Origin of the sequence: Paraburkholderia sp. CI3, assembly GCF_050436505.1 — a bacterium.
GTDB classification, from domain to species: Bacteria; Pseudomonadota; Gammaproteobacteria; order Burkholderiales; family Burkholderiaceae; genus Paraburkholderia; species Paraburkholderia tuberum.
On the sequence record NZ_JBNDMI010000004.1, the window covers coordinates 4,249,927 to 4,263,020 of the forward strand.

Consider the following 13,094-nt stretch of genomic DNA (forward strand, 5'->3'; position numbering starts at 1 on the left):
CCACGCGCGCTAGCGCCCCACCGCTACCACCCGCGTCCCCGCGAGCCGATCATGCAAAAACTGCCGCTGCGGATCAAAACGCCCACTCGCGGCCCACACCACGAACCAGACGCCCGCAATAACAAGCGTCTGCGGCACCCGCAACCCAAGAAGTGGATGCAACGCCAGCGGCGGCAAAAACCACAACCAGGCGAACACATACCGCGCAATCGCCCGCCCAACCGAAACCGGCGCGCCATCAGCGCCAACAACCCGTAATCGCCAGGTTTTCATCGGCAGCGTCTGGCCGCCGTGCGTCCAGAACCAGACGAAGTACACGCCAACCACGAGGCCGATCCAGCCGGCGAGCAGGTTGTGATGCGCGAGCCCGTTACGCTGCTGCGTCAGCGTGCTGAACAGATAGCCGGCGAGAAACACGACGCCGAACAGAATGACCGCTTCGTAGAGCAGTGCCGCGAGCCGTCGCCGGACGGTGGGCGCCGTGCCGCCGGGTGCGGCGGCAGGCAGGGTGGGGGTGGCGAGCGGCTGGGACACGTAATGGGTTCGGCGTCGGAATCAGGAGCCGTGGAAGATTGCCGGCGCTTCGGCAGGCGACACGGGCACCGGCGTCGCCGGTACGAAGCTGCCCGCCGCCGGAATCGCAGGCGTTGCCGGCAGCCAGGCCGCGGCCGGCGCGGAGGCAGCCGGCGCGGCGCTCGCCGCCGCGGCAGCACTGGCGCCGTGCTCGCGCGCATTCACGAACCGGTCGATGCCCTTGATCTCGTTGCGAGCCGATGGCGGCGCGCTGACGACGCTGGGGCGACGCTTGCGTTCGCTCGCGGCGAGCCGCTCCTTCGTTTCTTCGGGCAGCTGTTGGTACGCTTTCCACGCGTTCTGGCGCGCTTCGCGCGGCAACTCCTTCGAAACCTGGTAGTTTTCGCGCGCGACGCGGCGCTGATCGGGCGTCATGCGCACCCATTCACTCATGCGCTCATGCAGACGCTTTTGCGCATCCGGCGACATCTTTGCGTATCGCGACGCAATCTTGATCCACTTTCGCTTGCGTTCGTCGCTAAACGAATCCCATTGCGATGCGAATGGGGCCAGCGCGGCGTGGTCGGCGGCGCTCAGGCGTGACCACGCGAGGGGGCTATTGCTGCCCGGCAGGCCGGGCAATTCGACGGAAAGTGCGGGGGCGGGCGCGGGCGCGGCGACGTTGACGCCGGGCGACGGATTGCCCGCCGACGATGCGCTCGGGTGAAAGCGCGGATAGGTCGCGACAAACGACACCAGGGCCGCGATCGTGCATCCGAAAACAACGGCCAGGCCGCGCTTGTAACTCACCCGAGGAATCTCCCGCTCAGTGGGCGCGTGAAAGATACGCGTTGAAGCCGTGGTCGAGATAGGCATTGAGCGGCAGGTCGTCGCTTAGCATGGCGGCATCGATATCGGCAAGTTCGGCGGTCCGCTGGTGATCTTCCCAGTACGCGATGCCGATCAGGCTCACGACCAGCGCGGCCAGCGGCCACGCGAGCGCGAAGCGGCGCAGCGGCCAGCGGCGGCGCGGCTCGAAGCCTCCCTGCGGTAGCCCCGCCATCCCGGCCGGCATGCCGGCGACCGCAGGCACGAACACCGGCGCGCTGACGGCTTCGGGCTTTTTGCGCGCCAACGCGGCACGACGCGCGGCAGCGAGCCGGTCGACGGTGGCGGGAGGGAGGCTGGCGGTGGTTTCGTCGAGCGCGCGGCGCAGTTGACGCGCAAACTCGAGTTCTGTGTTTTCAAGGGAGCTCATAGCGTGATTCCTTTCGCCTTGAGCGCTTGCGCCAGCGTATGAGTGGCCCGGGAGCAGTGCGTTTTCACGCTGCCTTCGGAGCAGCCCATTGCGGCGGCAGTCTCGGCGACATCCATATCCTCCCAATAACGCATGAGAAACGCCTCCCGTTGACGTGCCGGTAATTTCTGGATCTCGTTGTCGATCGACTGCAGGACCTGCTCTCGTTCGAGCTTCTGTTCGTTGCTCTCGGCGCCAGCCGAACCCGCCTCGGCCTCGAAGGTTTCCAGCGGATCGAACTCGTCGTCGTCGGCATTGCCGAGCGACGAGAATAGACTAACCCAAGTGTTGCGTACTTTGGCACGGCGGAAATAGTCGTGCGTCGCATTCTGCAGAATACGCTGAAACAGCAGCGGCAACTCGGCCGCCGGACGGTCGCCGTATTTCTCGGCGAGCTTGATCATCGCGTCTTGCACGATGTCGAGGGACGCATCGTCGTCCCGCACGGCGTAGACCGTCTGCTTGAATGCGCGCCTTTCGACGCCCGCCAGAAAATCGGCGAGTTCCTTGTCTGATGCCATCCGGTTGGGGTCGGCGCAGCAAGCGTGCGCGTAATCGGTCGAAAAATGTCGTAAAACTCGCGGATGCTAACAAACTTTTGCTCCGATAGGGTGAAACCTCCTCAAGCTTGCATTTGCATGACGGTCGACATTCCGTCCGATCGCGCGCTCCTACGCGCGAGCAAATGGCAATATTTTCTTGACCGCGAGCGCGTCAGAAGCTATCGTCGCTGGTTCGCAACATAAGTGAGTTGTCTCAATTGAGGTGTGGCCCAAGAAGCCCGCCTGTCAACTGGACGCGCCGCTTGAACCCGAGCCACAAGCCCGGCAGAGAGCACCCGATCAATTTTTTGCCGAAAATTCGAAAGGTGAATCAATGAATATGCCCAGCGCGGAATTCTCCACGTCGGATACGACCCCCCATCACGAAGCTGACTCTATCGGCGCCACCGTGCTCATGAAGGCACTGGCCGACGAAGACGTCGAGTTCATTTGGGGCTATCCCGGCGGCTCGGTACTCTACATTTACGACGAGCTGTACAAGCAGGACAAGTTCCAGCATGTGCTCGTGCGCCACGAGCAGGCCGCCGTGCATGCCGCGGACGCCTACGCGCGCTCCACCGGCAAGGTCGGCGTGTGTCTCGTGACCTCCGGCCCCGGCGTCACCAACGCGGTGACCGGCATCGCGACCGCCTATATGGATTCGATCCCGTTGGTCGTGATCAGCGGCCAGGTGCCGACTGCCGCGATCGGTCAGGATGCATTCCAGGAATGCGACACGGTCGGCATCACGCGTCCCTGCGTGAAGCACAACTTCCTCGTGAAGGACGTGCGCGATCTCGCCGCCACCGTCAAGAAAGCTTTCTACATCGCCCGTACCGGCCGTCCCGGCCCAGTGCTGATCGACATTCCGAAGGACGTGTCGAAGACGCCGTGCCAATACGAGCCGATCAAGAGCGTTTCGCTGCGCTCATACAACCCGGTCACGAAGGGCCACTCCGGTCAGATCCGCAAGGCGGTGTCGCTGCTGCTGTCGGCGAAGCGTCCGTATATCTACACCGGCGGCGGCATCGTGCTCGCGGATGCGTCGCGTGAATTGAACCAGTTCGCCGATCTGCTCGGCTATCCGGTCACCAATACGCTAATGGGTCTGGGCGGCTACCGCTCGAGCGACAAGAAATTCCTCGGCATGCTCGGCATGCACGGCACGTACGAAGCCAATATGGCGATGCAGCACTGCGACGTGCTGATCGCGATCGGCGCGCGCTTCGACGACCGCGTGATCGGCGATCCGAGCCACTTCGCGTCGCGGCCGCGCAAGATCATCCATATCGACATCGATCCCTCTTCCATTTCCAAGCGCGTCAAGGTCGACATTCCGATCGTCGGCGACGTGAAGGAAGTGCTGAAGGAACTGATCGAGCAGTTGCAGACGGCCGAGCATGGCCCCGACGCCGCGGCGCTCGCCGACTGGTGGAAGGACATCGAAGGCTGGCGCGCGAAAGATTGCCTGAAGTTCGACCGCAAGAGCGACATCATCAAGCCGCAGTACGTGGTCGAAAAGGCGTGGGAGCTGACCGACGGCAACGCGTTCGTGTGCTCCGACGTGGGCCAGCACCAGATGTGGGCCGCGCAGTTCTACAGGTTCAACAAGCCGCGTCGCTGGATCAATTCCGGTGGCCTCGGCACGATGGGCTTCGGCTTACCGGCCGCGATGGGCGTGAAGATGGCCCATCCGGACGACGACGTGCTGTGCATCACGGGCGAAGGCTCGATCCAGATGTGCATCCAGGAGCTGTCGACCTGCAAGCAGTACGACCTGCCGATCAAGATTATTTCGCTGAATAACCGCTATCTGGGCATGGTGCGCCAGTGGCAGCAGATCGAATACAGCAAACGCTATTCGCATTCGTACATGGATGCGCTGCCGGACTTCGTGAAGCTCGCCGAAGCGTACGGACACGTGGGCATGCGCATCGAGCGCACGGCCGATGTGGAACCGGCGCTGAAGGAAGCGCTGCGCCTGAAGGATCGCACGGTGTTTCTCGACTTCCAGACCGATCCGACCGAAAACGTCTGGCCGATGGTTCAGGCCGGCAAGGGCATCACCGAGATGCTCATGGGTTCGGAAGATCTTTAACGACGGGGCGTCTGGATAACTCCAGCGCCGGCTTCGTGATGCGCGCCTTCAAAAAAGGCGAGGGCAGACGAAGCGGCGCCGCTCCGCTCGCAGACATCGACACATCATCTGGAAGAAGCGAAACATGAGACACATCATTTCCGTCCTGCTGGAAAACGAACCAGGCGCGCTGTCGCGCGTGGTGGGGCTGTTCTCCGCACGCGGCTACAACATTGAAACCTTGACGGTGGCTCCGACCGAAGACCGTTCGCTGTCGCGCATGACCATCGTCTCCGTTGGCTCGGACGACGTGATCGAACAGATCACGAAGCATCTGAACCGCCTGATCGAGGTGGTGAAAGTGGTCGACCTTACCGAGGGCGCCCACATCGAACGCGAGCTGATGCTGATCAAGGTGAGGGCGGTCGGCAAGGAACGTGAGGAGATGAAGCGGATGGCGGACATTTTCCGCGGCCGCATCATCGACGTCACCGAAAAGACCTACACGATCGAATTGACGGGGGCGAGCGACAAGCTCGACGCCTTCATCGAGGGGCTCGATTCCACGGCGATTCTCGAGACGGTCCGCACGGGCAGCTCGGGCATCGGTCGCGGCGAGCGCATTCTGAAGGTCTGACGTCGCGTTTCGCAAGGCCGGGCAACGCGGTATCGCCCGGCTGGCAATAACAACATTCGCAGTACCTGAATTTCTCTGAATCATCGAATCTAGCCAAGGAACCGACATGAAAGTTTTCTACGACAAGGACGCCGATCTCTCCCTCATCAAGGGCAAGCAGGTCACCATCATCGGCTATGGCTCGCAAGGCCATGCGCACGCGCTGAACCTGAAGGAAAGCGGCGTGAACATCACGGTCGGTCTGCGCAAGGGCGGCGCATCGTGGAGCAAGGCTGAAAACGCCGGCCTGCAAGTCAAGGAAGTCGCGGAAGCGGTGAAGGGCGCGGACGTCGTCATGATGCTGCTGCCGGACGAGCAGATCGCCGACGTGTACGCGAAGGAAGTCCACGCGAACATCAAGCAGGGCGCAGCGCTCGCGTTCGCGCACGGCTTCAACGTTCACTACGGCCAGGTGATCCCGCGTGCCGACCTCGACGTCATCATGATCGCGCCGAAGGCGCCGGGCCACACGGTTCGCGGCACCTACTCCCAAGGTGGCGGCGTGCCGCACCTGATCGCGGTTGCGCAGGACAAGTCGGGCGCGGCGCGCGACATCGCGCTGTCGTACGCAGCGGCTAACGGCGGCGGCCGGGCCGGCATCATCGAAACGAACTTCCGCGAAGAAACCGAAACCGACCTGTTCGGCGAGCAGGCTGTGCTGTGCGGCGGTACCGTCGACCTGATCAAGGCCGGCTTCGAAACGCTGGTCGAAGCGGGTTACGCGCCGGAAATGGCGTACTTCGAGTGCCTGCACGAACTGAAGCTGATCGTCGACCTGATCTACGAAGGCGGCATCGCGAACATGAACTACTCGATCTCGAACAACGCCGAGTACGGCGAGTACGTGACGGGGCCGCGCATCGTGACCGCTGAAACGAAGAAGGCGATGAAGGCCGTGCTGACCGACATCCAGACCGGCGAATACGCGAAGAGCTTCATCATCGAAAACAAGGCTGGCGCACCGACGCTGCAATCGCGTCGCCGTCTGACGGCCGAGCACCAGATCGAGCAGGTTGGCTCGAAGCTGCGCGCGATGATGCCGTGGATCGCGAAGAACAAGCTCGTCGACCAGTCGAAGAACTAAGCGTCTCGACGTAACGAGGTTCGGCGCGGCGCTTCGGTGCGGCGGCCGGACCAGTCAAAAAGCCGTCCAAGGGTGCTGAACCCTGGGCGGCTTTTGCTATCCTACGGTTTTACAAAAACACAGAAGCCATCCATGAATTACCCTCATCCGATCATCGCGCGAGAAGGCTGGCCGTTCATCGCCATCGCGGCCGTCGTTGCATTACTGGTTCACGCCTTCGGGGGGTTCGGCTTTGCGTGGCTCTTCTGGCTGATCCTGATCTTCATCGTGCAGTTTTTCCGCGACCCGGCGCGTCCGATTCCGACGCAGGCCAACGCGGTGCTGTGTCCTGCCGACGGTCGTATCGTCGCGGTAGAAACCGCGCATGATCCTTATGCGAATCGCGAAGCGCTGAAGATCAGCGTGTTCATGAACGTGTTCAACGTGCACTCGCAGCGCTCGCCCGTCGACGGTGCGATCTCGAAAGTCGAATACTTTCCTGGCGCCTATCTGAACGCGGCGGTCGATAAAGCCTCGCTCGAAAACGAGCGCAACGCGGTCGTGATCGAAATGGCCGGCGGCCAGACGGTCACGTCGGTGCAGATTGCCGGGCTGATCGCGCGGCGGATTCTTTGCTACGTCCGTGCAGGCGAGCCGCTGACCCGCGGCCAGCGTTACGGATTCATCCGCTTCGGTTCGCGCGTCGACGTGTATTTGCCGGTGGGCAGCCGTCCGCGCGTGTCGATCGGCGAGAAGGTGTCGGCGTCGTCCACGATCCTCGCCGAGCTGTAAAGCGGCATACAGGAGGTTGTCCGAATGGCCGCATTCAAACCGCGTCGACCCCGCAGCAGTGGACCGCTGCCGCGGCCGTTTCGTCGCAACAAGCCGCCGGTGGTCACGGAGTCGCCGGTCGCCGACAGCCGGCGCGCGCAGCGTCAGCAGTTCCTCAGAAAACGCGGCATCTACCTGCTGCCGAACGCATTCACCACGGCCGCGCTGTTCTGCGGCTTCTTCGCCGTCGTGCAGGCGATGAACGTGCGCTTCGAGATCGCGGCGATCGCGATCTTCGTCGCGATGGTGCTCGATGGCATGGACGGTCGCGTCGCGCGCATGACGCATACGCAAAGCGCGTTCGGCGAGCAGTTCGACAGCCTGTCGGACATGGTGTCGTTCGGTGTTGCGCCCGCGCTCGTGATGTACGAGTGGATCCTGAAGGACCTCGGCCGGTGGGGCTGGCTCGCGGCGTTCGTCTATTGTTCCGGCGCGGCATTACGGCTCGCGCGTTTCAACACGAATATCGGCGTGGTCGACAAGCGTTTCTTCCAGGGCATGCCGAGCCCGGCAGCGGCGGCACTGATCGCCGGTTTCGTGTGGCTCGCCACCGACAACCGCGTGCCGCTGAAGCTCGTCTGGCTGCCGTGGGTTGCCTTCGTGCTGACCATCTACGCGGGCGTGACGATGGTGTCGAACGCGCCGTTCTATAGCGGCAAGGCGCTCGACGTACGGCATCGCGTGCCGTTCGGCGTGATCCTGCTGGTGGTGGTCGCCTTCGTGCTCGTGTCGTCCGATCCGCCGTTGATGCTGTTCGGTCTGTTTGTGCTGTACGGTCTGTCCGGCTACGTGTTCTGGGCGTATCAGGCGGTGCGCGGCCGGGCCAATCCGGCGCGTTCGATGTCGCACGACCGTTGAGGATTTGAACCGCGCTGCATCGCAGCGACGTACGAAAAACGGCAGCCTGCAGGCTGCCGTTTTTCGTTGGTTGGTGCCGTTACGCGGTCGCTTCGGACAGCGCCGCAGGCCGCCCCGGCGCGCATTGCGTGGTGGCTGGAATGCCGCTATAGTCGTCGGATCAGTGCGTGGGCGTGGCCGATTTTGCCGGGTCGGCGAGGCCGTTCGCTGCGCCGCGCCATCATGCTTCGTTCACGCCTTTATGCGTTTTTGCGTTCCGTCCGCACCGGCCGCGATCATCGTGATCGCCCTACCTTGCCAGCGGCGGCGCTCATCGTCCCATTCCAAAACCAAGTCCCACATCTGAACGACTCCCGAGGAGGCCCCACATGTCCGACAAACTGATCATTTTCGACACCACGCTGCGTGACGGCGAGCAATCGCCCGGCGCGTCGATGACGAAGGAAGAGAAGATCCGCATCGCCAGGCAACTCGAACGGATGAAAGTCGACGTGATCGAAGCGGGCTTCGCGGCCAGCTCGAACGGCGACTTCGACGCGATCCATACGATCGCCGGCCTCGTGAAGGACAGCACGATCTGCTCGCTTGCGCGCGCGAACGACAAGGACATACAGAAGGCCGCCGACGCACTGAAGCCGGCCGATCATTTCCGCATCCACACGTTCATCGCAACGTCGCCACTGCACATGGAGAAGAAGCTGCGGATGACGCCCGAGCAGGTATTCGAGCAGGCCAGGCTTGCGGTGCGTTTCGCGCGCAAGTTCACCGACGACGTCGAATTCTCGCCGGAAGACGGCAGCCGCTCGGATTTGGACTTCCTGTGCCGTGTGCTGGAAGCGGTGATCGCCGAAGGCGCGACCACGATCAACATCGCGGACACCGTCGGCTACGGCGTGCCGGAACTCTATGGCCAACTCGTGAAGACGCTGCGCGAGCGCATTCCCAACTCGCACAAGGCGGTGTTCTCCGTGCATTGCCACAATGACCTCGGCATGGCGGTCGCGAATTCGCTCGCCGGCGTGCAGATTGGCGGCGCGCGCCAGGTCGAATGCACGATCAACGGGCTCGGCGAGCGCGCGGGCAATACGTCGCTCGAAGAAATCGTAATGGCGGTGAAGACCCGCAAGGATTACTTCGGACTCGACGTCGGCCTCGACACGACTCAGATCGTGCCGGCCTCGAAGCTCGTGTCGCAGATCACTGGCTTCGTCGTGCAGCCGAACAAGGCCGTGGTCGGCGCGAACGCTTTCGCGCACGCGTCGGGCATCCATCAGGATGGCGTGCTGAAGGCGCGCGATACCTACGAAATCATGCGCGCGGAAGACGTGGGTTGGGCCGCGAACAAGATCGTGCTCGGCAAGCTGTCGGGCCGCAATGCGTTCAAACAGCGTCTGCAGGAGCTTGGCATCGCGCTCGACAGCGAAGCCGAACTGAACACCGCGTTCGCGCGCTTCAAGGAACTCGCCGATCGCAAGGCGGAGATCTTCGACGAAGACATCATCGCCATCGTCAACGAGGAATCGGCGGAAGCGCACGAGAAGGAGCACTACAAGTTTCTGTCGATGTCGCAGCATTCCGAAACCGGCGAGCAGCCGCACGCGAAGGTCGTGTTCTCGGTAGAGGGTAAAGAAATCACCGGCGAAGCGCGCGGCAACGGACCGGTCGACGCCACCCTCAACGCGATCGAAACGGAAGTGGGCAGCGGCTCCGAACTGCTGCTGTACTCGGTCAACGCGATCACGACCGGCACGCAGGCGCAGGGCGAAGTGACCGTGCGGTTGTCGAAGAGCGGGCGCATCGTCAACGGCACGGGCACTGATCCGGATATCGTCGCGGCATCCGCGAAGGCATATTTTTCGGCGCTCAACAAGCTGTATTCGAATGCGGACAAGGTGAATCCGCAGCGCTCGGAGTAACGCGAGCATGGCGCGCCGGTAGCGCGCGATCGCTTGTGTGGATCGGAGGAGAAGCCCCGTGGTGCTCGGCACACGGGGCTTTTTTCTGCCGTCATCGCGCAGCTGCGGCAGCGCGATATGACGAAACTACTCCGCCGTCGTGCGCCGCAGCGACCAGCCGCGCGTTGCGCGGGCCTGCTCGCGGACTTGAAATCTGACGTCGACGGTAATCCCACGGCGAGGCGCATCGGCGACGAACGCGTCCAGCAGTTCGCGCACGTCGTGATCGACGAAATCGGCGCGTGTCGCATCGACGATAACCGTGGCGCCATCCGGAATCTGCTGCAGATAGTGCTTGAGCGGCACCTTACCGAGAAACGACACGTCCTTGCGAAACGACAGCAGGTAGTGATCGCCATGCTGCGCGAGCACGATCGGGCCGCGCAGGTTTGCGTACAGCGCAAACAGCATGCTAGGATGCCGAGCACGATACCGATCAGCAGATCGGTGACGAGCACACCGACGACTGTGACGATAAATGGTGCGAACGGCGCGAATCCCTGCCGCGCGAGCCCGGCGAACAACGACGGCTTGGCGAGTTTGAACCCGGTGAAGATCAGGATCGCGGCAAGGCAGGCGAGCGGGATCAGGTTGATCACGCTCGTGAGCGCGAACACACTGACGAGAAGCAACACGCCGTGAATGATCGCCGAGAGTCGGCTTTTTGCGCCGGCATGGACGTTCGCGGAGCTACGCACGATCACCGCGGTGATCGGCAGGCCGCCGATCGCACCCGCGATCAGATTGCCCACGCCCTGCGCCTTCAGCTCGCGATCGGGAGGCGCGCGGCGGCGCTCCGGATCGATCTGTTCGACCGCTTCGAGGCTCAGTAGCGTTTCGAGACTTGCGAGGATGGCGATCGTGATCGCAACGCGCCATATGTCGGGATTGATGAGCTGGGCGAACCGTGGGCCGAAGTCGGCCGACGCGAGCACGGCCTGCAGTGCCGCGAACGATTCCAGCGACGGCAACGCGACCCGCCCTTCGGCGGGCGGTGCCAACGATGGCGCGACGAGATTGAGGGCGAGCGTCGCGCCGATGCCGAGCAGCACCACCGCGAGCGGCGCGGGCATGATGCGCACGACAGCGAAGCGGCGCAGCGCGCGCGTTTCCCAGCCGGCGAGGATCGCGAGCGACAGCAGTGTGATCAGCACGGCGGTCAGTGAGATTGGGCCGAGCGGCGTTGCGACCGCCGCCGCCGACTGGACGGAGTCGGCGGTGCCGGACAGCCCCAGCGCAACGGGGAGCTGCTTGAGGACCAACAGCACGCCGATGGCCGCGAGCATCCCCTTGATCACCGGCGACGGCACGTAGGCGGCGTACCGGCCGGCCTTGAGCATGCCGAAGCCGAACTGGATGACGCCCGACAGCAGTACGGCCAGCAGGAAAGCGGAAAAGCCGCCAAGCCGTGCGATGCCGTCGACGACGATCACGACGAGGCCCGCGGCCGGGCCGCTCACGCTCAGACGCGAGCCGCTCAGCGCGGCAACCACGAGCCCGCCAATGATGCCGGACACCAGTCCGGCAAACGGGTCGACGCCCGATGCGTGAGCAATGCCGAGGCAAAGCGGCAGGGCCACCAGAAAAACGGCCGTTCCGGCGAGCACGTCGCTCTGGAGCGCGGAGAAAGAGGTTTGATTATCCATGGTGTCGAAGAGCGAGAGGTGGGACGATGGGCGACGAACAGGTATGGCCCGATGACGATTCCGCTGTCGGCTCCGTCCGCGGTTCGAATGGGACGGGCGACGCGCTTCGCTAGCCCGCGCTGTGCGCCGCGGTCGTGCAGGTCATCGCGTCGTCGGCGGTATAGCCGGAGGTGAGAACCTTGATGCGCCCGTCGTCGAGCGCAAAGATCCAGCCGTGCACGAGCGGCGCCGGCTCAGCCTCGTGCACGATCGGGCTCGCCCGTAGCTGCCGCACCTGTTCGAGCACGTTCAGCTCGGCGAGGCGATTGACGCGATCCGGCTCGGTCGCCGCGCCGTCCAGCTCCGAGTGATGCGTTTTGGCGAGCGCGCAGAGCGGCGCGATACGGCGGTTCACATGGGGCAGCGCGGGGTCCGGCGGCAGCAGCGCGGCGCGCACGCCGCCGCAGCCATAGTGGCCGCAGACGATCACATGGCCGACCTTGAGCACCCGCACCGCGTATTCAAGGACGCTCGCGACGTTGTCGTCGCCGGGATGAAACAGGTTGGCGATGTTGCGATGGACGAACAGATCGCCGGGCTCGCAATGCGTGATCGTTTCGGCGGGCACGCGGCTGTCCGCGCAGCCGATCCAAAGAATGTGTGGATTCTGTCCGCGCATCAGGTCGCGAAAAAATGCCGGATTACGCGTCGCGGTTTCATGGGCCCACGCGACGTTGGCGACCAGCAGGTGTTTGGGTCGGTTCATCGTAGCAACTCCGTATGAGAGGCAATTGACCTGGCACCGGACCGAAACCGCGTCTGCACGTGATTGCGAGCCGGTGCCCGAACGGCGTTTACAATAACCTTTCTTTCGCAAATTTGTTGGCGTAAACAGGATAAAATTCTGTTTTATGCTTAAACAATAAAAAAGCCGCCTATCGAAGGCGGCTTTTTTGAGATTTGGTGCTTCTTCCGAAGAGGGTGCTCAGTGCTCAGAACAGGTTGCGGCGGTCGGGGTCGTGCAGCGGGTCGGGGGTCTTCTGCGTGAGGCGCAAGATGCCCTGGTCATCGAAGTAGAAGTTGTACATCATGTACCAGACGTTGTCTTCGAGATAGCGATAGGTCCAGACTTCGCGCCTCATCAGCGGGAAGTACGACGTTTCGACCGGGCGGCCGAAGTTCACCAGCACGTCGCCGCGCGTCCATTTGCCGATCTCGGCGCGGTAGAACTCGTTGGGCTGCAGCACCTGGCGCACGTTGATGATCTTGCCGGCTGCGTCGATGTCGGCGGCGGTGGTAGTTTCGCCCATCGGTTGGGTCGGCCACATCAGACGCTTGCCGCCGTCGGGCAGATCATAGGTTTCGCGCGGCGGACCGAGACGCGCGATGACCGTCGATGCGTCCGCTCCCTGTTGATACTGCTGCCACGGCTGGGCGCAGCCGGCGAGCGCGAGCACGCTCAGGCAAACGAGCGCGGCGCGGCGCAGACTGGCGCTGGCCGGGGCTGTGATAGCAGCCGCCGTGGGGTGGTGGCGGTTCGGCATGTATTCCTCCGATGGCGTTTGAATAGCGGTTCTTATCATCGAAACGCACTATTTTGACACGCGCTGTGGCGAAAGAACGGCGTTGCTTGAACGTGCGTCGCCACCAAACAGTA

12 protein-coding genes and 1 pseudogene are annotated in these 13,094 nt (G+C 63.3%); 6 read left to right on the forward strand and 7 right to left on the reverse strand.

Annotated features, from left to right (window positions below; all coding sequences use genetic code 11):
• Positions 1-9 precede the first annotated feature (9 nt).
• From OKW29_RS40990 to OKW29_RS41005, 4 genes are read right to left on the reverse strand one after another with little or no spacing between them, the layout of a single operon-like run.
• Positions 10-534 (reverse strand): RDD family protein, encoded by a 525-nt coding sequence (locus OKW29_RS40990; RefSeq protein ID WP_187617969.1) that lies wholly within the window; start codon positions 532-534, stop codon positions 10-12.
• 21 nt (positions 535-555) lie between these two features.
• Positions 556-1,323: a DUF3106 domain-containing protein gene (locus tag OKW29_RS40995; RefSeq protein ID WP_429294880.1), complete on the reverse strand. Its 768-nt coding sequence runs from the start codon at positions 1,321-1,323 to the stop codon at positions 556-558.
• Between the two features lie 16 nt (positions 1,324-1,339).
• Positions 1,340-1,771, reverse strand: coding sequence for a DUF3619 family protein (locus OKW29_RS41000; protein WP_429294881.1), 432 nt, complete (start codon positions 1,769-1,771; stop codon positions 1,340-1,342).
• Positions 1,768-2,331: an RNA polymerase sigma factor gene (locus tag OKW29_RS41005; protein ID WP_090803748.1), complete on the reverse strand. Its 564-nt coding sequence runs from the start codon at positions 2,329-2,331 to the stop codon at positions 1,768-1,770. The genes OKW29_RS41000 and OKW29_RS41005 overlap by 4 nt, the downstream gene beginning before the upstream one ends.
• Before the next feature lie 355 nt (positions 2,332-2,686).
• Here OKW29_RS41005 and OKW29_RS41010 point away from each other — a divergent pair, with 355 nt between their 5' ends.
• The 6 genes from OKW29_RS41010 to OKW29_RS41035 all read left to right on the forward strand — a co-directional run bounded on the left by OKW29_RS41010 (position 2,687) and on the right by OKW29_RS41035 (position 9,773).
• Positions 2,687-4,450: an acetolactate synthase 3 catalytic subunit gene (locus OKW29_RS41010; protein WP_429294882.1), complete on the forward strand. Its 1,764-nt coding sequence runs from the start codon at positions 2,687-2,689 to the stop codon at positions 4,448-4,450.
• Positions 4,451-4,574: 124 nt separating this feature from the next.
• Positions 4,575-5,066, forward strand: coding sequence for an acetolactate synthase small subunit (gene ilvN / locus OKW29_RS41015; protein ID WP_018420000.1), 492 nt, complete (start codon positions 4,575-4,577; stop codon positions 5,064-5,066).
• A gap of 106 nt (positions 5,067-5,172) precedes the next feature.
• Complete coding sequence (gene ilvC / locus OKW29_RS41020) at positions 5,173-6,189, forward strand: ketol-acid reductoisomerase (RefSeq protein ID WP_008920617.1); 1,017 nt, start codon at positions 5,173-5,175, stop codon at positions 6,187-6,189.
• Between the two features lie 132 nt (positions 6,190-6,321).
• On the forward strand, positions 6,322-6,960 hold the full coding sequence (locus OKW29_RS41025; RefSeq protein ID WP_184059342.1) for a phosphatidylserine decarboxylase: 639 nt from the start codon (positions 6,322-6,324) through the stop codon (positions 6,958-6,960).
• A gap of 24 nt (positions 6,961-6,984) precedes the next feature.
• A complete protein-coding gene (gene pssA, locus OKW29_RS41030; RefSeq protein ID WP_018420002.1) occupies positions 6,985-7,857 on the forward strand; it encodes a CDP-diacylglycerol--serine O-phosphatidyltransferase in 873 nt (290 codons plus the stop codon).
• A 368-nt stretch (positions 7,858-8,225) separates the two neighbouring features.
• Positions 8,226-9,773 (forward strand): 2-isopropylmalate synthase, encoded by a 1,548-nt coding sequence (locus tag OKW29_RS41035; RefSeq protein WP_018420003.1) that lies wholly within the window; start codon positions 8,226-8,228, stop codon positions 9,771-9,773.
• Between the two features lie 126 nt (positions 9,774-9,899).
• On the opposite strand, the pseudogene OKW29_RS41040 reads toward OKW29_RS41035, so the two are convergent.
• From OKW29_RS41040 to OKW29_RS41050, 3 genes and pseudogenes are all read right to left on the reverse strand, one after another.
• A pseudogene (locus OKW29_RS41040) lies at positions 9,900-11,458 on the reverse strand (SulP family inorganic anion transporter).
• Between the two features lie 109 nt (positions 11,459-11,567).
• On the reverse strand, positions 11,568-12,203 hold the full coding sequence (locus tag OKW29_RS41045; RefSeq protein WP_429294883.1) for a carbonic anhydrase: 636 nt from the start codon (positions 12,201-12,203) through the stop codon (positions 11,568-11,570).
• Between the two features lie 226 nt (positions 12,204-12,429).
• A complete protein-coding gene (locus tag OKW29_RS41050) occupies positions 12,430-12,981 on the reverse strand; it encodes a hypothetical protein (protein ID WP_429294884.1) in 552 nt (183 codons plus the stop codon).
• Positions 12,982-13,094: the final 113 nt, after the last annotated feature.

What these genes read in the sequence shown, in the direction of transcription:
- OKW29_RS41000 (WP_429294881.1), bottom strand. Translation starts at nt 1,771, where the DNA reads ATGAGCTCCCTTGAAAACACAGAACTCGAGTTTGCGCGTCAACTGCGC.
- OKW29_RS41005 (WP_090803748.1), bottom strand. Translation starts at nt 2,331, where the DNA reads ATGGCATCAGACAAGGAACTCGCCGATTTTCTGGCGGGCGTCGAAAGG.
- OKW29_RS41010 (WP_429294882.1), top strand. Translation starts at nt 2,687, where the DNA reads ATGAATATGCCCAGCGCGGAATTCTCCACGTCGGATACGACCCCCCAT.
- ilvN (WP_018420000.1), top strand. Translation starts at nt 4,575, where the DNA reads ATGAGACACATCATTTCCGTCCTGCTGGAAAACGAACCAGGCGCGCTG.
- ilvC (WP_008920617.1), top strand. Translation starts at nt 5,173, where the DNA reads ATGAAAGTTTTCTACGACAAGGACGCCGATCTCTCCCTCATCAAGGGC.
- OKW29_RS41025 (WP_184059342.1), top strand. Translation starts at nt 6,322, where the DNA reads ATGAATTACCCTCATCCGATCATCGCGCGAGAAGGCTGGCCGTTCATC.
- pssA (WP_018420002.1), top strand. Translation starts at nt 6,985, where the DNA reads ATGGCCGCATTCAAACCGCGTCGACCCCGCAGCAGTGGACCGCTGCCG.
- OKW29_RS41035 (WP_018420003.1), top strand. Translation starts at nt 8,226, where the DNA reads ATGTCCGACAAACTGATCATTTTCGACACCACGCTGCGTGACGGCGAG.
- OKW29_RS41045 (WP_429294883.1), bottom strand. Translation starts at nt 12,203, where the DNA reads ATGAACCGACCCAAACACCTGCTGGTCGCCAACGTCGCGTGGGCCCAT.
- OKW29_RS41050 (WP_429294884.1), bottom strand. Translation starts at nt 12,981, where the DNA reads ATGCCGAACCGCCACCACCCCACGGCGGCTGCTATCACAGCCCCGGCC.